At 64.5% G+C, this 21259-nt stretch carries 18 protein-coding genes; 3 read left to right on the top strand and 15 right to left on the bottom strand.

The features are described from left to right. The first annotated feature begins 28 nt into the window (after nt 1-28). Nucleotides 29-937 (top strand): LysR family transcriptional regulator, encoded by a 909-nt coding sequence (locus tag HED64_RS12545; protein WP_168152321.1) that lies wholly within the window; start codon nt 29-31, stop codon nt 935-937. A 61-nt stretch (nt 938-998) separates the two neighbouring features. Here the strand turns inward: HED64_RS12545 and HED64_RS12540 are convergent, their stop codons facing one another. From HED64_RS12540 to HED64_RS12520, 5 genes are all read right to left on the bottom strand, one after another. Continuing rightward, entirely contained in the window at nt 999-2177 is a 1179-nt protein-coding gene (locus tag HED64_RS12540) for a Gfo/Idh/MocA family protein (RefSeq protein WP_425351800.1), read from the bottom strand. A 132-nt stretch (nt 2178-2309) separates the two neighbouring features. Beyond that, nucleotides 2310-3251 carry an ABC transporter ATP-binding protein gene (locus HED64_RS12535; protein ID WP_425351799.1) on the bottom strand — a complete coding sequence of 314 codons (942 nt, stop codon included), beginning with the start codon at nt 3249-3251 and terminating at the stop codon, nt 2310-2312. 36 nt (nt 3252-3287) lie between these two features. Further along, entirely contained in the window at nt 3288-4187 is a 900-nt protein-coding gene (locus HED64_RS12530) for an aminoglycoside phosphotransferase family protein (RefSeq protein ID WP_168152318.1), read from the bottom strand. Next, entirely contained in the window at nt 4184-4585 is a 402-nt protein-coding gene (locus HED64_RS12525; protein WP_168152317.1) for a VOC family protein, read from the bottom strand. Before HED64_RS12525 ends, HED64_RS12530 begins: the two co-directional genes overlap by 4 nt. Then, a complete protein-coding gene (locus tag HED64_RS12520; protein ID WP_245325955.1) occupies nt 4582-4986 on the bottom strand; it encodes an ArsR/SmtB family transcription factor in 405 nt (134 codons plus the stop codon). The genes HED64_RS12525 and HED64_RS12520 overlap by 4 nt, the downstream gene beginning before the upstream one ends. An 83-nt stretch (nt 4987-5069) precedes the next feature. Between HED64_RS12520 and HED64_RS12515 the strand changes: the two genes are divergently transcribed. Continuing rightward, complete coding sequence (locus HED64_RS12515) at nt 5070-6827, top strand: HNH endonuclease signature motif containing protein (RefSeq protein ID WP_168152316.1); 1758 nt, start codon at nt 5070-5072, stop codon at nt 6825-6827. Between the two features lie 85 nt (nt 6828-6912). Here HED64_RS12515 and HED64_RS12510 read toward each other — a convergent pair whose 3' ends face one another. The 6 genes from HED64_RS12510 to HED64_RS12485 form a co-directional block, all read right to left on the bottom strand. Further along, nucleotides 6913-8868 carry a PKD domain-containing protein gene (locus HED64_RS12510; RefSeq protein ID WP_168152315.1) on the bottom strand — a complete coding sequence of 652 codons (1956 nt, stop codon included), beginning with the start codon at nt 8866-8868 and terminating at the stop codon, nt 6913-6915. Nucleotides 8869-9178: 310 nt separating this feature from the next. Next, nucleotides 9179-10693, bottom strand: a complete 1515-nt coding sequence (gene gatB / locus HED64_RS12505) for an Asp-tRNA(Asn)/Glu-tRNA(Gln) amidotransferase subunit GatB (RefSeq protein ID WP_168152314.1) — start codon at nt 10691-10693, stop codon at nt 9179-9181. Nucleotide 10694: 1 nt separating this feature from the next. Then, complete coding sequence (gene gatA / locus HED64_RS12500; RefSeq protein WP_168152313.1) at nt 10695-12242, bottom strand: Asp-tRNA(Asn)/Glu-tRNA(Gln) amidotransferase subunit GatA; 1548 nt, start codon at nt 12240-12242, stop codon at nt 10695-10697. Nucleotides 12243-12245: 3 nt separating this feature from the next. Then, nucleotides 12246-12542, bottom strand: coding sequence for an Asp-tRNA(Asn)/Glu-tRNA(Gln) amidotransferase subunit GatC (gene gatC, locus HED64_RS12495; RefSeq protein WP_132361832.1), 297 nt, complete (start codon nt 12540-12542; stop codon nt 12246-12248). A gap of 106 nt (nt 12543-12648) precedes the next feature. Then, on the bottom strand, nt 12649-13230 hold the full coding sequence (locus HED64_RS12490) for a maltokinase N-terminal cap-like domain-containing protein (protein WP_168152312.1): 582 nt from the start codon (nt 13228-13230) through the stop codon (nt 12649-12651). A gap of 173 nt (nt 13231-13403) precedes the next feature. Further along, nucleotides 13404-13970 (bottom strand): GNAT family N-acetyltransferase, encoded by a 567-nt coding sequence (locus tag HED64_RS12485; protein ID WP_168152311.1) that lies wholly within the window; start codon nt 13968-13970, stop codon nt 13404-13406. 316 nt (nt 13971-14286) lie between these two features. Between HED64_RS12485 and HED64_RS12480 the strand changes: the two genes are divergently transcribed. Beyond that, nucleotides 14287-15075 carry a glucosamine-6-phosphate deaminase gene (locus tag HED64_RS12480; protein ID WP_168152310.1) on the top strand — a complete coding sequence of 263 codons (789 nt, stop codon included), beginning with the start codon at nt 14287-14289 and terminating at the stop codon, nt 15073-15075. A gap of 194 nt (nt 15076-15269) precedes the next feature. On the opposite strand, the gene HED64_RS12475 is transcribed toward HED64_RS12480, so the two are convergent. The 4 genes from HED64_RS12475 to HED64_RS12460 form a co-directional block, all read right to left on the bottom strand. Then, on the bottom strand, nt 15270-16259 hold the full coding sequence (locus HED64_RS12475; protein WP_168152309.1) for an inositol monophosphatase family protein: 990 nt from the start codon (nt 16257-16259) through the stop codon (nt 15270-15272). 131 nt (nt 16260-16390) lie between these two features. Continuing rightward, complete coding sequence (gene ligA / locus HED64_RS12470; RefSeq protein WP_168152308.1) at nt 16391-18736, bottom strand: NAD-dependent DNA ligase LigA; 2346 nt, start codon at nt 18734-18736, stop codon at nt 16391-16393. 88 nt (nt 18737-18824) lie between these two features. Continuing rightward, the gene (locus tag HED64_RS12465; protein WP_168152307.1) at nt 18825-19934 is read right to left on the bottom strand and encodes a PP2C family protein-serine/threonine phosphatase; all 1110 of its coding nucleotides are present in this window, start codon (nt 19932-19934) and stop codon (nt 18825-18827) included. After that, entirely contained in the window at nt 19935-21248 is a 1314-nt protein-coding gene (locus tag HED64_RS12460; protein ID WP_245325954.1) for an adenylate/guanylate cyclase domain-containing protein, read from the bottom strand. It lies immediately after the preceding gene. Nucleotides 21249-21259: the final 11 nt, after the last annotated feature.

The following is a 21259-nucleotide window of genomic DNA, read 5'->3' as shown; positions in this document are numbered from 1 at the left end:
TCTCAATCAACGATTTAGTATTTACTACATGGAAGTCCATCAGTTACAGATCCTGCGCGAACTGGGCGATCTTGGCTCGGTCAAGGCCGTCGCCAGCGCCCTCTACGTCACACCATCGGCGGTATCCCAGCAATTGGCCTTGCTCCAACGCAACATTGCGGTGCCACTGACGCGCAAGGAAGGCCGGAATCTGGTCCTCACCGAGGCAGGTGAGGTGCTGGCAGCTGCCGGCGCCTCGGTCATCTCGTCGCTGGCCGCAGCACGCGCGGCGATCGGCGAGTTTCAGGAAAGCCCGGCCGCCCCGGTATCCGTCGCCGGATTCCACTCCGTGGGCCAGGCCCTCTTCGGTCCCCTACTGGCCAAATTGGACGCCCACGGTGCACCGGTGCCGCAGTTCTTCGACGAGGACGTCGCCCAACAGGATTTCCCCGCGTTAACGGCCCGCTACGACCTGGTGCTGGCCCACCGCATGGATCACTCCCCTCCGTGGCCCGAGAACAAGGTGGTGGTTTCCGCGCTCGCCCACGAACCGTTGGACATCGCGCTGCCGGCCGGACACCGGCTTGCTGCCAAAAACACCCTGCTCCCCGCGGATCTGGCCGGCGAGCGCTGGGTGATCAGCCGCGAGGGTTACTCCCCCGCCGATGTGCTCACCGCCATCAGCGCCGTAACGGGTGCGGCACCACTGATCATCCACCGCATCAACGACTACGCAACGGTTGCGGCACTCGTCGCCGCCGGGGACGTGCTGGGCATCATTCCGCGCTACACCGCGGGATCCACTCTCGGGAGCTCCGTCGTCCTTCGGCCGCTGGAAGGCATCGCCAACCGGCGGCGCATCGATTTGTTGGCGCGACCCGAGTCCATGCACCGCCGCAGCGTGCAGCTAGTTCTCACCGCCATCACCCAGGCCATGGCCGAGCTCAGCGAAAAATGATGCTCCGCCCTGAGGTCTTAGGCGCCCCTTGTCCCCCGGCACGGCGCGAACTGTGGCCCAACTAGGCGTTCACCCGCTCCTGGTTAGCCGCGAAGTAGGCCAACAATTCCGCCCTGAGCGGCGGGACGGACCTGGCCGAACCGTCGGTGCGCAGGGATTCGGTGGCCAACACGCCAGCCGCAACGGCCGCCCGGGCCGCCACCGGTGAGGTATCCGTCGGCCCGCCTTCCTTGACGAAGCGCAAGAATTCGGCGATCAGGCGCGGATCGGCACCACCGTGCCCACCGTCAACCGCCTCGATCTCCACCTCGATGTCGGCATCAACATAACCGTCCTGGCTGCGGGTGTTCCACACCTTGATGATGTTGCCCGCGTCGTCACCGAAGTTCTCCAGTCGTCCGGCGGTGCCGATGACGGTGTAGTTTCTCCAGTAGTCGGGGGTGAAGTGGCACTGCTGGTAGGAGGCCAACACACCGTTGTCCAGTTTCATCTGCATCATGGAAATGTCTTCCACGTCGATGATCGGGTTCAGATCCTGCTGCGCCGCCGGGGGCCAGTTCTCCAGCGAGAACCAGTCCCCCATGCGCCGATCGGTGTTGTCCCGGCGCGATTCGACAGCGCCGTAGACCGCCAGGTCTCCGAGCGCTGCGACCGACTCGGTGTAGCCACCTGCCAGCCAGTGAATCACGTCGATGTCGTGGGCACCTTTTTGCAGCAGCAGGCTGGTGGTGTTCTTGCGCTCCGCGTGCCAGTCCTTAAAGTAGTAGTCCCCTCCGTTGCCCACAAAGTGTCGGCACCACACCGCCTTGACGGTCCCGATGGCGCCGGATTCGATGATCTCGCGCATCTGGCGGATCACTGGCATGTGGCGCATATTCTGTCCGACGTAGAGCCTGGTTCCGGAGCTGAAGGCCGTCTCCAGCAACTCGTCCACGGCATCCAGGGTGACATCCAACGGTTTTTCGCAGAACGTGGCGATGCCGGCCTCAAGGGTGCGCTTGGCCACCAGCGCGTGCTGGTTATCGGGGGTCAGTACCAGCACCGCGTCCAGTCCCGCGTTTAGCAGCTCGTCGAGGTCGGCGGTGATCACGGCCTCGGGCAACTTGGCGGCGGCGTCCGCACGGCCGCGTTCGGAGGTGTCACACACCATGGCCACCACCGAGCCCTGAGCTGGACGGTGGGCGTGCTTGTACAAACCGGAGCGCAGGCCGAAGCCGACGACACCTACTTTGAGATCCACGAAATTACTCCTTAATGACGCATTCATTGGGGCATCCGCGGCGCCACGTCCGGGTGGACGTACGATCGCAGATAGATGGGGGTGCGGGTTCTTCGGCGTTGGGAGGCGCGGGAGATCCGGTGGGCAGGTGTGTTAACCGGCGGAGATCTCCAGTGCGAAGTGGCACCGCGACACATGGGTGTCGCTGATCCGGATCAGCTCCGGTTCCTTCTTCGCGCAGATCTGTTGGGCCATGGGGCAACGGTTGTGGAACCTGCAGCCCGTCGGCGGGTCGATGGGCGAGGGAGGGTCTCCCTGCAGCACGATCCGTTCGCGGTCGGTGCCGTCGTTGCGGCGCAGCTCGGGCGCGGCCGACAGCAGGGCTTGGGTGTAGGGCTGCGCCGTGCGATCGTAGATATCGCCATAACCGCCCAGCTCGACCACCCGGCCCAGGTACATGGTGGCCACCCGGTCGGCGATATGCCGAACGATCTGCAGATCGTGGGCGATGAACAGGTAGCTCAGCCCCAGTTCCTTTTGCAGGTCATCAAGCAGATTCACCACCTGGGCTCGCACCGAGACATCCAGAGCCGAGACGGGCTCGTCGCAGATGAGCATCTTCGGATTCAGGGCAATGCCGCGGGCGATGCCGATGCGTTGCTGCTGCCCACCGGAGAAGTTGTGCGGGTAGCGATCGGCATGGTTCGGATTCAGCCCGACCAGTTCCAGCAGCTCCCGAATCTTGGCCCGACGTCCGGCCTTCGGGGCCACCTCCGGGTGGATCTCGTAGGGTTCGCCGACCAGTTGTTCCACGGTCATCCGCGGGTTCAGCGAGGAGTAGGGGTCCTGGAAAATCAACTGGATGTTTCGGCGCATTTCGCGCCGTTCATCGCCCTTGAGTCCGTTGATGTCCTGCCCACGGAAAAACACCTGCCCCTCGGTCGGCTTCTCCAAGCCCGCCAGCACTCGGGCGAGCGTGGACTTGCCGCAGCCGGATTCCCCGATCACGCCCAGGGTCTCCCCGGCATACGATCTTCGCCGCCTGTTCGAGACCAATACGACGATCCGCTCCGAGGTAGAAGAACTCTCACGCACGGTCGACCCGGCGGGCACCACCTCGTTCGGTCCGCTCTAGTCCTCGGCGAGTAGTTGCTCGATGCCGTGCACCCCGACGGTGTGCAGGGCATCATCGGGCGGCAACCCCGACATCAGCACCGCATAGTTCACCGCCCATGCCCGGGCCCGCACCCAGATTCCGGGCGAATACAGCGCGTCTCCGGCCAGCCGCTCCATAAATTCCGCCCGTCCCCGGGAGGTGAAGTGCAGCCAGGCCACGGCCAGATCACTGGCCGGGTCCCCGGCGGTCATATCGCCAAAATCAATCACCGCGCTCAGCGCTCCGCCGCTGGCCAGGACGTTGTGCGGGTGCGGATCCCCATGGAGCCACAACCGCGGCCCGGTGTGTTCCACCGCGGCCAGTCCGCGATCCCAGATGCTCAGCAACCTGCTGCGTTCGGGTTCTTGCATTCCCTGAATCCGGCCGCGAACTGCATCGTCCCGGTTTTTCAGCGGCACCCCGCGCACCGGGTTCCGTGGTGCATCCGCCGGGGCTGGAACATGCAGTGCCCCGAAGAATGCGGCAAGCGATGCGCAATAGCCGTCCCGGACTTCCGCCGACACCGTGGCAGCGCTGTTCCCCGGCAGCCAGGGCACCACCGCCCAGTGGTACGGATAGCCCTCCCCCGGTTTCCCCCGGTGCCGCGCCGCAGGGATCGGCAGAGGCAACCTGGGTGCGAGGAAAGGCAGCCAGCGCACCTCGTTAAGCAGCAACGCATGTGCGGACTCCCGGCGCGGCAGGCGAACCGCAAGATCGCTGCCCAACCGGTAGCTCACGTTGTCCCAGCCATTGTCGGCGAACTCCAGCGCCAAACCGGCCAACTGCGGGAATTGGGCGCGTAGCAAGTCCCGCACCAGCGCCTCGTTGATCAAGACGTCTGCCGGTGGCCGGAGTGTGCGCTCCGGGAGGGTCATTCCCCCGGTGCCTCGTTCATGGCCTGGATCTGGATCAGGTTTCCGCAGGTATCGTCGAACACCGCGGTGGTCACCGGACCCATGGCGGTCGGCGGCTGGGTGAAGACTACGCCGAGCCCGGTGAGCCGCTCAAATTCTCCCTGCACGTCGGCCACGGCAAAAGCGGTGAACGGGATTCCGTCGGCCACCAGCGCGTCGCGGAATGGGCCGACGGCCGGGTGGCCCGCAGGCTCGAGCACCAATTCGACCCCGTCGCGGGCCTCAGGTGAAACGACCGTTAGCCAGGAGACCTCACCCATCGGAACCTCGGTCTTCTTCTCGAATCCCAGCTTCGTGGTGTAGAACTCCAGCGCCTTGGCCTGGTCAGTGACGAAGATGCTGGCAAGGTGGATTCTCATGGTTTTTTGCCTTTCGATGACAGTTCAACGCCGGTACGTGGTTCGCCCGGGTCCGTGGTGTTGTTGATGGTTTCCTGCTCCGACGCGGCTGGCAGCCCGGTGTCCGGCCAGCGCTCCGCGATCCGGAGCAACGGCGAGGTGTCCACGTAATGAAACTTGTAGCGACCCACGCGCTCACTGCGCACCAACCCGGCAGCTTCGAGCACCTGCAGGTGCTGGGAGATCGCTTGCCGACTCGGGTTGATGCCGTGCCGCGAGGCCAACCTGTTGCAGATCTCGAACAGCGTCTGGCCGGTGTGTTCCACCAACTCGTCCAGGATTACCGCCCGAGTCGGGTCCGCCAGTGCCTTCAACAGCTCTTCCACACCCACCATTAAGGCAAGTAGCAGCTTGCCTGTCAAGAGCCACGGCCTCTTCATTCGGCGTTGTCCACAACCCCGCGCACCCCACACCACTGCCCAGCGCAGGGGCGCATGCTTGAACCATGACCACAGCAGCAGCCATCGCCCTGCTTGCGGGAGACCGCAAGGATCCGAGGTACCCAGCGACCCCGGACGATGAGCTGCGCGCCTACACGGCCCTGGCGCTGGCCCTTGAGGAACTCGGGCCGCGCATCACCAAGCACACCACCTCGCCCACCGATGCCGCATATTTCGTTCAGATCGTCGAACGTGCCCACCGCAGCATCGGCTTCGCACAGCTCTCGGCCACCGGACTTGCCCAGCGCACTCTGGTCCACGAGTTGCCGGGCGACACATTGGTGGGAATCAACCGGTGCCTCGAGGACCCTCCGGCCTACATCGCCGGAACCATCGATGTGCCCGAAGCGCCAGCCTCCCCGCCGAAGGGGCGGACCACCTTCAGAAACACCGTCGAATTCCTGCAAAACACCTTCCATATCAGTTTCTTCGAGGCCAGAGACCGGGTGCAGGCGGCCACTCGCTTATTCCCGGGTACCGATGTCCACGGCATCGAGCATCCCCCGCAGTTTCCACTATTGGCCGAGGCCCTCGCGAGCGGCAAGGCCTCACCCCAGCAGCTTGCCGATGCCGCCAAAAAGCTTGTGCGCCTGCAACCGGAGATCAAGCAATATCCGAACTCCGATGAACTGTCAGCCCAGCTGGAATCCCAAGTGGCCGAATCCGTGCGAGAACAAGATCCCCGCACCACCAACAAGCTGTTCAACGCCATCGAGGTGGCACTCGCAGGGGGCGTCGAGGAACCTTCCGAGGAGGTCCTGCGCGCCAGACTCGGCATATTCTGCCGCGGCACCAAAGACGGATTGGCCGAGTTCATATTGCGCACTCGGGCGGCCGATGCAGAGGCCCTGCTGGCGCTCTTTGCCCAGATGGACAACCCGCGGACGAAGGCCGGAGACCGCGACGCATTGCTCCGGCAAGCGGGCAATATTTGGAACGGTTCCAACGGTTCCAACGAATCACCCGCAACGGACACCGGCGACGCCGGGAATCGCTTGCCATCGGGCTCCGCACCTTCACTCCCGGACTACCCCGATTTCTTGGTTGATCCGGCAACTGGCCTCCCGATGACAGATCCCGCCGAAGCCAACACGCTCACCCTAGACCCGATGCCCACCGACGCCAACGTCCTCGAGGCCATGAACAACACCGACTACGGCTCCGACGGCCTCACGCCGCCCCAACGACATCTGCAGGGTCTGATGAACCTGATCAAGACCAACGGAAGAGCACCCAACGGAACTAAGACCGCGGGACTCCCCTCACCGGAAATCTTCATCATTACGACGCTCGCCGAGCTCGAGGGCAAAGCGGCGCAAACCGGTCTCACACTGCACGGGCAAAAATACACACCGGCGGAGCTCAGACATGCCTTGTGCATCAGCGGGGCCATACCAATCACGATGAACGGGGAGGGCCGGATTCTGGATCTGGGCACCGCACAGCGCTTCTTCCCCGAATACATGCGCAAAGCAATCCTCGCCGTCTATGGCGGCTGCATCTTTCCAGGGTGCACCGTGCCACCGGAGCACTGCGAGATTGACCATGACGAAGAAGCAGCCAAGGGTGGGCGCACCGAGATTAATGGTGGCAGACCCTTCTGCTCCGGACATCACCATGCCAAGCACACCGGACAGATCCGCGTCGTGCGCGATACCGACGGACTCTTCTCCGTCATCCTGCCCGAGTTCATGGACCCCGAACAGAAGCCACGGCGCAACACCTATTGGCGCCAGCCACCCATGACACCACCACTGTTCTAAACAGGTTTTTCTACACCGCGCCTTTGACGACGTCGGGCCCCGGTCTGCCACCCAAGGTGGGTGGCAGACCGGGGCCAGACGTCCGTTAGCCCGCCTTCACCACTTCCAGGTCATCAAGGGTGATGACCAGCGGAGTATTGGTAGCGCTCCCGGACACGTAGGCAAACAGGCCAACGCCACCCGCGACCTGCAGGCCGGCAGTCGTATCGGTGGCCGAAGCCTGCCAAGTGGCCGGTTCACTCGTTCCACGCTCCCAAAGCTTCGCGCGGATGGTCGTGGGGCTGGTTCCGGTAGCCTGCACACGCATCTGAAGGCCGTCCCCGACAGCGTAGGTCACCCCGGGAACCGTCACCGGCGTTTGAAGTACCGTCTCCACGCCCGTCGCCGAGGCTCGTACGGTTTGGAGTTTGACCTGGCCGTTGGACGCCACGATGGCCTTCACTCGGTATTGCCCGGCTCCGGCAACGCTGCGCACAATCGTGGAGAGGTACAGCCCGCTGCCGCTGGCCGGTTTATCCGTGCCCAGCACCAACTGCAGGTCGGTGCTGTTGGAGGTGACGGCGTTAAGCATGGCGGTATTGGAGGTCCCCGGGGTGGGCAGCCGCAGCCGGCCCACCCCGCCGGAGACCGACGCGTCTACCGCACGGGCCACGCTCCAGTTCCCGCCGATCTCCGCCGCACCAAATCCGCTGGTCACGGTCCGCCCGAAGGTATCGCGGGCCAACGCCGTGGCCGCCGCCGTCACCGTGATGGACCGGAGCAATGTGCCGGTGGCGCCATCGTTATCCGTGACGGTCAGACGCACCGAGTAGGTCCCGGCCGCGGCGAAGCTGTGCTGCACGGTGGTCCCGCTGCCGGTGGATCCGTCGCCGAAGTCCCAGGCAGATTGTGCCACCGTGCCATCAGCATCGGCCGATGCGCTGGCGTCGAAGGAACAGCTCGTCCCGGTGCACGAGTTGGTGAAGGAGGCCGTGGGCGGCGTATTGGTGGGCGGTGCTCCGGCAGTGATGGAGAAATCATCGGCAAAGGTGCCCCCGGAGGCACGCCGGAAGGTGGCCGTGAGGCTGTCCTGTTTCAGCGTGAGGTTCAGGGCTCCGAATGTCGGATTGCTGTTCAGCCCGGAGGTCGCGGCGAAGTATCCGGCTTCGGAATCATTCATGTTCACGTTCCGCAGCGCGACGCCTCCGGTCCCGGCCGTGGTGAAGACGGTGCCCGCACCCTTGACCATGGTGCTGTCCGGGTCAGCCACACACGCGGCCGTATACGTGCCGGGAACCAGCGTGGCGCATCCTGCCACGCCCGATGCCAATTGGCGGGTGCGCTGGTAGAGGTGCTCGTGCCCGCCGAGGACTAGGTCCACCTTGCGATTCAGGAGCAGGTTGGTGATGTCGGCGCCCGGCGAGCACGCGTAATCGCCAACCGACAGGCAGGGGTAGTGCATGCCGGCCACGACCCACGGGATGTGCTCGCTGCGTGCCCCGTCGATGGCCGCTGCCGTCCAGTTGTAGCGCGGCGTCCCGACGTTGTAGCTCCAGGAGCCGCCCGGGAAGGACAGGTTCGGCGAAATCATCACGAAGCGCACCAACGGATTTTCCGCCGGTACATCGACGTACCACTGGCGTCCGTAGGTCCCGACGAGGCCGGGCAGCTGATTGGGCAGGCAGGCGGAGAAGTCGTTGATGTTGCCGTTCTGCCCATCACTTTCATGGTTTCCCGAGACCAGCTGGAAGGGGAAACCGGCACCCACCGCATCGGTGACGGTGTCGCACCATAATTGTTCCTGACCGGTGGTGCCGTACCCGAGGTCACCAAGGGCCAGATGCAGGTCCGGTGAGATCGTGTTGATCTGGTCAAACACACTCAGTGCCGCGGCGCTGGAAGAATAGTCCCCGGCCGCGGTGAAATGCACGACGCCGGCCTCCTGCAGCGCTGCTGGCATCGCGCCCGGCACGGAGATGGGGGCCGCGGCGGGGATCACTGCTTGGGCCAAGACAACACTCAGCGTAGCCAAGGCGGTCAGCGCGGATTTTAGGACCTTCACGATGCGCTCCTCAAGGTGGGTGAATGCGTCCCGCCCTCCCGTGCACCGTGGCTGCCCGGGCTCCCCCGTCGGGCCGCTTAGGGCAGAGAATACTCCGCCATCCCCGGCATGACATCGTGGGGCCGCACCCGTATTTCCGCGCGGCAGCAAGTAGCCGCCTGAGGACCGCGTCCATGGGCCATCGACCGCCACGCTGCGCCTCCCACAAAGCTGCTCACGGCGGTTGGCCCGGAAACGCAAAAACGGCGAGAGGCGACTTAGATTGTCCAAGTCTCCTCCCGCCGTTTAGCGGTGCGCGATGCGCCGAGTACTAGCCCTCGATGCCCAACTTCTGCAGCACCAATTCACGCACGCGGCCGGCATCGGCCTGTCCGCGAGTGGCCTTCATGACCGGACCCATCAGCGCGCCAATGGCCTGAAGCTTGCCGCCCTTGACCTTGGCGACGACGTCGGGCATGGCCTCCATGGCGGCGTCGATGGCGGCACCCAGTGCCGAATCGTCGTTGACCACTGCCAACGAACGCGCGGCAACGATCTCGGTGGGAGTTCCCTCGCCGGCAACCACAAATTCGAGCACCTGGCGGGCGATCTTGTCGTTGATCTTCTTGGAGGAAATCAGCGAGTTCAGTTCAACGATGGTGGCCGGCTCGACGCCCAGATCCAGGATCTCCACGTCGGCATTCTTCGCCAGACGGGCGATCTCGCCCATCCACCACTTACGGGCCACCGCTGCGGTAGTACCCGCGGCGATAGTCTCCTCGATGGCCTCGGTGACACCGGCGTTAACAACGTCGCGGAACTCGGCGTCGGAGTAGCCCCAGTCGGCCTTCAGACGCTTGCGGCGATCGGCCGGCGGCTCGGGCAGACGTGAACGCAACTCTTCGACCCACTCGGCGGTGGTGACAACCGGAACCAGGTCCGGTTCCGGGAAGTAGCGGTAGTCATCGGCATCGGACTTCGGGCGGCCCGAGGTCGTGGTGCGGGTGTCTTCGTGCCAGTGACGGGTTTCCTGCACAATGGGAGCACCGGAGTTCAGGACCGCCGCGTGACGCTCAATCTCGAAGCGCACTGCGTGCTCAACGGCACGCAGCGAGTTCACGTTCTTGGTCTCGGTGCGGGTGCCGAACTTGTCGGCGCCCTTGAGCATCAGCGAAACGTTGGCGTCGCAACGGACGTTGCCGCGCTCCATCTTCGCGTCGGAAACACCCAGGTTTTTCACGATCTCGCGGATCGCCGCCACGTAGGCCTTGGCCAATTCGGGGGCGCGCTTGCCGGCACCCTCGATGGTCCGGGTGACAATTTCCACCAGGGGTACACCGGAACGGTTATAGTCAACCAGCGAGTAGTCGGCACCCTGGATGCGGCCGGTGGCCCCACCCATGTGGGTCAGCTTGCCGGCGTCCTCTTCCATGTGAGCGCGTTCGATCTCCACGCGGAAGACCTCACCGTCTTCCAGCTCGATGTCCAGCCAGCCGTCGTAGGCGATCGGGTCATCGTACTGCGAGGTCTGGAAGTTCTTCGGGGTGTCCGGGTAGAAGTAGTTCTTCCGGGCAAATCCGCAGCGTTCGGCGATCTTGCAGTTCAGCGCCAGGCCGATCAGGATGGCGTATTCCACAGCGGTCTTGTTCACCACCGGAAGTACACCGGGCAGGCCCAAGCAGACGGGGGTCACGTTGGTGTTGGGCGTATCGCCAAACACGTTCGGGGCGGAGGAGAACATCTTGGTCTTGGTGCTCAGCTCAACGTGAACCTCGAAGCCCAGTACCGGATCGTACTTTTCGAGGGCGACGTCGAAGTCCACCAGGTCATCGATGTGTGCAGCCATGTTAGCGGACCTCTTCCGTGGTAGCGGCAGACAGCTCGGGGGCCTGATCGATCAACCGACCACCCCAGGTGTCTTCCAGCAGCTTTTCAAGTGCCGCACCGGCGCGGTACAGCCGGGCATCCTCGCGGACCGGAGCCAGGAACTGGATGCCCACCGGCAGACCCTCGGAGAGCCCGCCGGGAACCGTGATGCCCGGGATCCCGGCCATGTTGGCGGGAATCGTGGCGACGTCGTTGAGGTACATGGCCAACGGATCATCGGTCTTGGAGCCCAGCTCGAAGGCGACGGTCGGGGAAGTCGGGGAGATCAGCACGTCGGCGAGCTCAAACGCTGCGTCGAAGTCGCGCTGGATCAGCGTACGGACTTTCTGGGCCGAACCATAGTAGGCGTCGTAGTAACCGGCGCTCAGCGCGTAGGTGCCCAGGATGATGCGGCGCTTGACCTCATCACCGAAGCCTGCGGCACGGGTGGAACCCATGACACGTTCGATGGTCAGCGGACCCTCCGTCGGAAGCACCCGGGTGCCAAAGCGCACGCCGTCGAACTTCGCCAGGTTGGAGGAGACCTCCGAGGGCATGATCAGGTAGTAGGCACCGAGTGCGTACTTGAAGTTGGGGCAGGAAACCTCGACGATTTCAGCTCCGGCGGCACGCAGTGCCTCCAAGGACTCGTCAAAGCGTGCCTGCACGCCGGCCTCGTAGCCTTCGCCCTGCAGTTCCTTGATAACACCAACGCGCACGCCGGTCATATCACCTGAAGCGCCCTGTTCGGCGGCGGCCACCAGTGCCGGCACCGGTTCGTTCAGCGAGGTCGAATCGGCCGGATCGTGCCCGCCGATCAGCTCGTGCAGGTATGCGGAGTCCAGCACGGTCCGGGTGACCGGGCCGATCTGGTCAAGCGAGGAGGCCATGGCGATGGCGCCGTAGCGTGAGACGCCACCGTAGGTCGGCTTCACACCGACGGTGCCGGTGACGGCTCCGGGCTGACGGATCGAGCCACCGGTGTCGGTGCCCAGCGCCAGCGGTGCCTCAAAGGCTGCCACGGCTGCGGCGGAACCGCCGCCGGAGCCGCCCGGGATCCGGTCCAGGTCCCACGGGTTGCGGGTCGGGCCGTAGGCGGAGTGCTCGGTGGAGGAACCCATCGCGAATTCATCAAGGTTGGTCTTGCCCAGCATCGGCAGCTTCGCGGCACGGATCTTGGTGATCACCGTGGCGTCGTAGGGGCTCATCCAGCCCTCAAGCATCTTCGAGGCCGCCGTGGTCGGCTGGCCCTTGGTGACGATGAGGTCCTTGATGGCGATCGGCACACCGGCAAACGGGTGCAGTGCTTCGGCTGCTTCGCCGCCGGCGGCGCGGATGGCGTCTACCTCGGCGGCAACGGCCAGCGCTTCTTCGGTGTTCACGTGCAGGAAGGCGTGGACACCGCGCTCCCCGCCGTCAACGGCGGCGATGCGGTCCAGGTGCGCCTGAACGGCGGCCACGGAGGTCAGCTCGCCGGCGCGCAGCTTGGCTGCCAGCTCGGTGGCCGAAAGGTGGATGATATCGGTCATGGATTACTCCCCATCCAAAATTGCTGGCACCCGGAAGCGGGTGTCGACGGAATCCGGCGCGTTCATCAGTGCTTCTTCGGCGGTGAGCGTCTCACCGACGACGTCTTCGCGGAACACGTTCGACAGGGCAATGGGATGCGTGGTGGCCGGAACATCGGCCGAGGCGGCCTCAGAGACCGACGCGATTGATTCGACGATGACACCGAGTTCGCCGGTCATTTTGTCCAGCTCGGCATCGCTCATCTCGATGTGGGCCAGCTGCGCCAAATGCGCAACGTCCTCACGGCTGATGGCAGACATGTATCTCCCTAAGTGGGCGGATGGGGTTTCCCTCCTAGTCTAGTACGCCGCACCGGGGCATCGGGTGTCCCGTGGGCCCCCGGCGCCTGCCGTAATGCCCACATAACTAGGCGATCTCGAGCACCACTGCCCGCGCCAACTCCCCTGCGGTGACCCACGGCACACTTACTCGCGTTCCGGCGCGACTTTGCCCCATCCCCTCGGCCTCGGGACGCCGGATGATCTTCCAGTGCGCCGGTACATCGAGTGTTCTCGCCACGAGCGGAGCTGAGTGAACGTGCACGTCCGGTTCCAAGGTGTTGGAGATTTTTTGGTGTTGGGCCAGAACCTCACCGGCAGCAAGCGCCGTCAGCGCGCTGTGCCACACCGGGTCCGCCGCGGCATCGTAGATCCAGCGTGTGCCCAGCACCCCGTGTTCGCTGGTGCCCAATAGTGCGGATGCGGCACCCTCCAGCGGTGCCCCGCGATAGGTCAGCGGCACGTGATAAATGACGGGTTCCGGCGAGGCGTTATCCCGCACGAAGATGGATTCCATGCCCACCTCTCCGGCCGGATCATCCAAGCGGAAGCCACCAATATTTTCGAGTTCGGGTGTCCCGACCCCACTAAACCACGGCTGGTTCAGCAGCCATGGTCCGATGAGCTCATGCTTGCTCGGGTGCATCGTGGTGGGAAAAATCTCGCTCATTATCCGGCTCCTACTGGGCATCGATTCGTGCAGTGAAGTGGCCTCAACACGGCCTTCACCACCCACACTATCCACATCAGCAAACTCACGAACTCACCGGCTGGGAGGTTGCCACCAATAACGCGCCCTAGAAATTCGACTCCACCATATGTGCCACTAACCCGAGGACTCAGCTACAGCTCAAGGGTGTACACAACCAGCAGGATCTGGGTGTTCGGAACGTACCAATCTCGTTCTTGTACGCGCACGAAGCCTTCGACCTCGTACAGCCTGCGGGCCGCGAACCATTCACCACCGGTGGTCAGCGAGACCGTATGTACATCGCGCAGCTCGCGGGCACGGTCAATCACAGCCCCGAGCAGCATCCGTCCGGCGCCGGAGCGCTGGGCGGTGGGGTCGATGACCAGCATGCGGATTTCCAGTTCACCCGCAAGAGCTATGTCGGCATACGGGTTTCCTGCCCGGACCAATGTCACGGCCCCGATCAGCACCTCGTCGCGCTCGGCCACCAAGATCTCGGTGGCGGCATGGCGCTCGGCGACCCGCTGCACAAAGCGCAGGTATTCATGCTCCGGATCATCAAAGTGCCCGGCCTGCAGGTAGGCATCAACGGTGATCCGTGCAATGTGTGGGTAGTCCCTGACCTCGGCCGGACGAATGCGCAGATTCTTGTTCGGCGCGCGGTCAGGGGTGGGCTCCGGGGTGGGGCCTGGAAGGGGGCCCGGAGTGGGGTCGGTCATCACCATTTCAGTGTGACAGGCGGCGGCAAATTTGCCAGCTCTTGCTGCCGCACTGCTCCTTAAACGCGTCCTAGCCCACCCCGCGCTTCAGGTTCGCTGCCGCTAGGTAAGTCGACGGAACTGCGTTCCCACGTCACCAAGGAAATCCGCGCGAAATGTTGGTGGAGTCCGGAGGGTGAAAGCGGCTACGCTGTGATGGATATCGCGGCGCCGTTGCCCGTTCCGTTGGCGCGTGTGGGCTGCCCTCGGTACGTGCTCGGAGAATTCCATCTCGGCGCCACTCCCGGAATCCCTGTACACGTTTTAAGGAAAACTCATGGAAGTTTTGATCGCAGCCAACGCCGAAGAAGCCGCCACATTTGCCGCCGAAGCAGTACTGCATGGACTGGCCAGCCGGAAAACCGGCAACCCGGTTCTGGGTGTTGCCACCGGGTCCACACCCCTGGGCCTGTACAGCGAATTGGCCCAACGGGTAGCACGCGGTGAGGCAGACTTCAGTTCCGCCTCCGCGTATGCGCTGGACGAATATGTCGGGCTCGAAGGCACCCACGAACAGTCCTATCGCCAGACATTGATCACCGAGCTGTGCCAAGTGATCGGTGTGAAGGAAGAAAATCTGCACACTCCCAACGGATTCGGCGACTCGGAGGAGCAGATCATCGCCCAGGCCGCGGCGTACGACGCGCAGCTGACCGAGGCCGGCGTGGATGTGCAGATCTTGGGCATCGGCACCAATGGCCACATCGGCTTCAACGAGCCGGGCTCCTCGCTGGGCAGCCGCACGCGCATCAAGCGCCTGACCGGGCAGACTCGGGCAGACAACGCGCGCTTCTTCGACGGCCTGGACGCTGTCCCCACCCACTCCGTCACCCAGGGCTTGGGCAGCATCTTGCAGGCCCGTCGCCTGGTGCTCATCGCTACCGGCAGCCAGAAGGCCGATGCCGTTGCCACGGCCCTGGAGGGGGCCCTTTCCGCTGCCTGCCCGGCCTCGGTGGTTCAGCTGCACCCGGACGTCGTGGTGGTTTTGGATGAGGCCGCCGCGAGCAACCTGAAAAATCGTCGTTATTACGACGATGCCGCCGCCGGACTGCAATTCGGCATCTAGCCCCTCCCCGCCACCGTCTGGTGCACACGCTCTGATCTCTGCTTCTGACAGAGAGCAACATGCAAAAACCCGTCGCGAGGTGTAAATGACACACCCGCGGCGGGTTTTTCGTGCTCAGCGTGAGGCTCATCCCGCCGGCCAATTGCTAGCAAGAAAGCTCGACAGATGGAGCGTTCGCCCGGTCCGGGCACCGACTACTTCTTGGCGGGTTCTTCCGCGGGTAATGCGTCAAAGTCGAGGTGGCCCGCGGCCTGCCATCCGGGTTCGGTCCGTGGACGAAGCACCGGAACCCCGGCCTCGGCAGCAATCAGCGCGCCGGCTGCCCAATCAAATTCCTGGGTTCCATACTCCGCGTAAGCATCCAGTGTCCCGTCGGCGACCAGGCACAAATCCAACGCTGCGGATCCGATCCTGCGCATATTGGCGAAGTCGGGCATCAAATCCAACAGGGTGCCAACCTGGAACTGTCGACGCTGCGCATCATAGCCAAAGCCCGTGGCCACCAGCTTGCCGCTTGCCTCCGGATCTCCGCCGTGCAGGCGCTGGGCACGGGCAGCACTGCCCCCGCGGCGGCTAGATACCCCGGGTACCTGATTCGAATCCACCAGCCAGGCTCCGTCGCCCATCGATGCGTAGTATTCGGTGCCTAGAGCCGGCGCGTTGACCGCTCCCGCCAGCCATGCGTGGGTCCCCGCATCGATGGCCGCGCCATCGGCGGCCAACGATTCACCCGGGGTCTGCTCGGTCACTGCTGTGCTGGCGGCTGCCTCAGCGGCTCCATCGAGCGGGCCAAAAACAGCCACCGACGTGGCGTAATACACGATCCCGCGGACGAAGTTTGCCGTCCCATCCAGCGGATCGATGGACCAGCGATAGCCGGAGGGCTGCGCGGGAACGGTGCTCCCGTATTCTTCGCCGGTGATCGCGTCGTTGGGGCGAGCCGCGGCGATTACCTCGCGTACGGCAATTTCCGCACGCCGATCAAAGTCGGTGACCCAGTCTCCGGCCGCGCTCTTGGTTTGCGCTGCAACATTTCCGCGCCCGCGCTCGGCCAAAACCGCCGCACCTGCGGCGGCAGCTTCACGCGCCACGGCCAGCAGTGTGCGGCGCAGTGCGGCATCGGATGATCGCGGCGCTCCGGCGGTTTCTGGCGCCGAGTGCACGTGCTTGGACGTGGTGCTCATATATTGCTCCTGAGAACTGGGTAATGATGAATTTCGGGCATCCGCGCTCGGTTGGCGCTGCACCGGTGAATTCTCGACGGGGAGTCATGCCGGAGTGGGGCAAGCCCACCCCTTGAGGCTACCCTGTCCGACTAAACCTCGGGGTTGGGACGTCCCGCCACGGCCTCGGGTCCACCGTTGAGCAGCAGCACAAAACCTTCCTCGTCAAGCACCTGCACGCCGAGCGATACCGCCTTATCTAGCTTGGATCCTGCGGCCTCCCCCGCTACTACATAGGAGGTGTTTTTGGAGACAGATCCGGCCGCCTTGCCGCCGCGAATGATGATCGCTTCCTTGGCCGCGTCGCGGCTGTAGGTTGGCAGCGTGCCGGTGACCACGATGCTCATCCCCTCCAGATGTTTCACGATGGATTCATCGCGTTCATCCTTCATGGCCACCCCAGCGGCCGCCCAGGATGCAACAATCTGCCGGTGCCAATCGATGGCGAACCACTCGATCAGCGCGTCCGCGATGATCGTCCCAACCCCGTCAACCTCGGCCAGTGCCTCACGGGCGCCCTCGGCCCCCAGCGCAGTGATGATGGCATCCATCGAGCCGTACTTGGTGGCCAGCGAGCGCGAGGCGGTCGGGCCCACATGCCGGATGGACAATCCGACCAGCACCCGCCACAGCGGCTTGTTCTTCGCCTTCTGCAGCTCGTCAAAGAGTTTTTCGGTGGTCCGGGTGGGACCCGAAGGTTTCTTGGCGGTGGCCTTGGAATAGAAATATGGGACCAGGGCGAACTTTCCGGTGCCTTCACCCTTGGAACGGATCTCGCGCCAGACCTGCACATCGGCCAGCGTCTGACGCAGCGTGGAATCCGGGTTTCCGGCAGCCAAATCAAAGATCACGGCCTCGTTGCGCAGCGGACCGGGACCAGCCGGCGCGATGACCCCACCGTTTTCCTCCGGATTCTCACCCGGGCCCACGGTCAGGGCCTGCGCCGCTTCATACCCCAGCGCCTCGATGTCGAAGGCACCTCGTCCGCCCAGGTGGGCAACGCGTTCGGTCAGCTGCACCGGGCACGATTCGGCGTTGGCGCAGCGAATGTCCACGTCGCCCTCCTTGGCCGGGGCCAGTGGAGAACCGCAGGAGGGGCAGATCGTGGGCATGATGAATTCGCGTTCGCTGCCATCACGCAGGGCGAGCACGGGGCCGACGATTTCCGGGATCACGTCCCCTGCCTTGCGCAGGATCACGGTGTCCCCAATGAGCACACCCTTGGCCTTCACGACGTCCTGATTGTGCAGCGTTGCACGCTCCACCGTGGACCCGGCCACCAGCACCGGCGCCATGATGCCAAAGGGGGTCACGCGTCCGGTGCGCCCCACCTGCACCTGAATGTCGATGAGCTTGGTGTTAACCTCTTCGGGCGGGTACTTGTACGCCACCGCCCAGCGCGGCACCCGCGAGGTGAAACCGAGGTTGCGCTGGATCTCAAAGGCATCGGTTTTCACCACGATACCGTCGATCTCGTGGAGCAAATTGTGGCGGTTCTCCCCGTTCTCGGCGATGAATCCGAGCACCTCATCCAGCGTGTCGACGACGCGCGAGTACGGCGAGACCGGAAGTCCCCAGGAGGCCATGAGTGCGTAGGTTTCCGACTGCGTGGCCGCGTTTAGGCCCGCGCGCACCCCGAAGCCATGGACAAACATCTGCAACGGGCGTTTGGCGGTCTCCGCCGGGTCTTTCTGCCGGATGGAGCCGGCAGCAGCGTTGCGTGGGTTGGCCAGCGGTGCCTTGCCGGCCTCGATGAGCGCCTCGTTGTAGGCGGCGAAGTCGGCCGAGGGAATGAAGATCTCTCCGCGGACTTCCACCTCTTCGGGCCAGTTGTCCCCTTCCAGCTGCGTGGGGATCGTCTTGATGGTGAGCACGTTGTGGGTGACGTCCTCCCCGGTGGTGCCGTCCCCGCGGGTGGCGGCGCGCACCAACTTTCCGTCGCGGTAGAGCAGGTTCACCGCCAGCCCATCGATCTTGACCTCGCAGAGCCATTTCAGTTCATGGCCGGCGGCGCGCAGTGCGGCATTGGCCTCGGTCTTCTGTCCCCAGGCGGTGACCTCTTCCAGCGAGAACACGTCTTCCAGGGAGTACATGCGCGAGAGGTGCACCACCGGGGCGAAGGCGGCGGAGACCTCACCGCCAACTTCCTGGGTGGGTGAATCATTGGCGACGAGCTCGGGGTGTCGCGCCTCCAGGAGTTCCAGACGCGAATAGAGCGTATCGAACTCGGCGTCGGAAATCAGCGGGGCATCATCGTTGTAGTAGGCGGCGCGATGCATCCGCACCTGATCAACCAGCTGCTGGTATTCGGTGCGCAGGGTTTCGTCGGGGATAACCGCCGCCGCGTCGAGCGCTGCGGCCGCGGTGGCGTCCTGCTGCTCGATCGGGAGGGTGGTGGACTGGCTCTGCTCTGACTGCGGGGTCGGCTCTGGGTGCATCACCCCTCCATTTTGCCCCACCTGCACCGCTTGCGGGGGCCTTGTACACGTAGTGGTTGCCGGTGTGTTGCGCACAGGGCCCGATGCCTCAGGAGCTCGGGGCCTCGACGTCCACGATCAGCACCGAAATATTGTCGCGTCCACCGCTGGCCAGGGCCGCATCAATGAGCGCGCTCAACGCCTTGGAGCGCTCCGGGTGGTTATGCAGGATCTGTTCGATGACCGCTGGTTCCACCTCGCCGGTTAGCCCATCGGTGCACAACAAATAGCGGTCACCGGGGCGCGGAGCATGGAATTGGGTATCTGGCACCGAGTTCCCACCGGCGCCAAGCGCCCGGGTGATGAGGTTGCGCTGCGGGTGGATCATGGCCTCGGCCTCGGTGATAACTCCGGCGTCGATGAGCTCTTGGACGGCCGAATGGTCCCGGGTCAGTTGGCTCAGGACTCCGTCGCGCAGCCGGTAACCACGAGAGTCCCCGACGTTCAGCAGCATCAGACGCATCTGGTCCCCCGCCAAATCTCCGTCTACCGCCGCTGAGATGGGGCTCGGTTGTTCCAGCAACTTCTCGGACGCGGCCCGATAGCGCGGCAGGACATCGGTGGTGGGCTCCGGGTCGTGCAACGGACGCCGCGTTGCGGCGTCGGGCGCATCCCCGGCGGCCTCGTCGGGCGCCACCTCGGGCGCGTCCTGAAGGTAGCGTGCGGTGCCCGGTGGCGGCAGTGGGAGGCGCAGTGCCGTGGTGGTAGCGGGGGGCTCGTTGTTCTGGCTTCCGATCACCGGAAGCTTGCTGGTCAGCGAGTCCGTTGCGGGCCATGCGCCGCCATTGTCTTCCAGACCGACAAGGACCAGGGCACAGAGTGTGGTGCCGCCGCGGGCACCGATGGCTTCACGAATCCGGTCATCGGCCTGCGTGACGGCATCAAGCACGTCTTGGGCGTGGGGAAGCGATACCGCCGACTGCTCCTCGGCGGGCGGGCTGTCCCCCGGCGCTGCATCGGTTCCGGGGAATGCCACGGCGAGCTCGTTCAATGCAGCGATGCCCAACCGGGAGGCGAGGTCTCCTGCCTCATGCCCACCCATGCCATCGGCCACGGCAAACACGGTTTCGGTCACCAGCACGGCATCCTCGTTGACGGCGCGACGCAAACCGATGTCGGTTGCCCCGCCTGCGTGTACCTGCCCGAATCCGAAACGCATTTAGTCCAGCACCAGCCCCGAGCCGGTCCCCGGGGCTAACCGCACCGGGGTGACATCGCCAAAGCCGCGCACCGCAGTGACTTCCTGGGGTTCAAGCACAAACCTGTCATCTCCGGCCAGCGTGGAGGCGGTGAGCTCGTCGGTGAGCACCGTGCCGGGTTCGGCCAGCGAGGTCAGTCGTGCGGCCAGGTTCACCGTCGGACCATAAATATCGCCCAACCGGGAGAGCACCCGGCCCCAGACCAGCGCGACGCGGGTGTTGGGCAGCAGCTCATCGGCGGCAAACTCCTTGGACATGGCCAGCGAGATCTGGGCGCCGGCCTGTGGCGTTTCGGCCACAAAGAGGACCTCATCACCGATGGTTTTGACCAGCCGGCCACCACCGATGGAGATGATTTCCGCACATTTGGATTCGAAGCGCTGCACCAGCTGAGCCAGCGTGCGTTCGTTCATCCGGCGTGAGAGTGAGGTGTAGGAGACCAGATCGGCGAAACCCACCGCCCGGGCCAACGGCAGCGGTGCATCATCTTCGGAGCCATCGCGTCCCTCGGCGGATGCCGCAAGACCGGTTTCCGCGCGAATCACCAGCCGGTGGACCGCCGCGTTGAGTTGCCGGCGCCACGAGTAGACCAGCAGTTCTTCGAGCGGGTTAATGATGTCCGGCAGGAGATTCACCAGATTGCGGCGGGCCTCGGGGTCGCTCATCTTCTGGTTCTGCACCATGTCTTCGACCAGGGCTTCGACCTGCCAAACCACCATCCGGTCGGTCATTTGGCCCACCGATCGGGTCAGCGAGATCGCTGTTTCTTCGGTCAGGGTGCCCTCGCGGACCATGTTCAGGATGGACTTCAGGGCGTCCTGGTCAACGGTGGTGAAGAAGACCTCTTCGTCGCCCAGGTTGGGGAAGCCCAGGGCGCGCCAGATCTTACGAGCGGAAAGCAGCGAGACGCCCGCCCCGGCAGCCATTTCGCGTCGGCGCATGGTGCGCTCTGCACCCAGCAGCCGACGTTCCAGATCGTGGACCCCGTCACGGGCGGAGCCGGGGGTGGTGCGGTCAACCTGTTCGGGGCGCTTCATGGCCTCGGCCAGATCGGCGATCGGGTCGGCGAGCGCCGGTTCAAGTTCGGTCTCGGTCTCGTGGCCGGAAGCGGGCTCCGACGTGGACTCACCGTGTCCGGGTTTGGGTGTTTCAGCTTCGGAACCCGGTGCCTCAAAGGGATCGGTGGGGTGGCGCTGTTGCTGGGCACGGGCCGCATCGCGTGCGGCGGTGGGCGCTGCGGGTTGAGTCCCCGACGTCGTCGACCCCTCACTCATGCTCGGTCCAT

Origin of the sequence: Paeniglutamicibacter terrestris, from assembly GCF_012271785.1 — a bacterium.
Lineage (GTDB): Bacteria > Actinomycetota > Actinomycetes > Actinomycetales > Micrococcaceae > Paeniglutamicibacter > Paeniglutamicibacter terrestris.
Note: the sequence above shows the minus strand (reverse complement) of the source record. Positions and strands in the feature narration are given on the sequence as shown.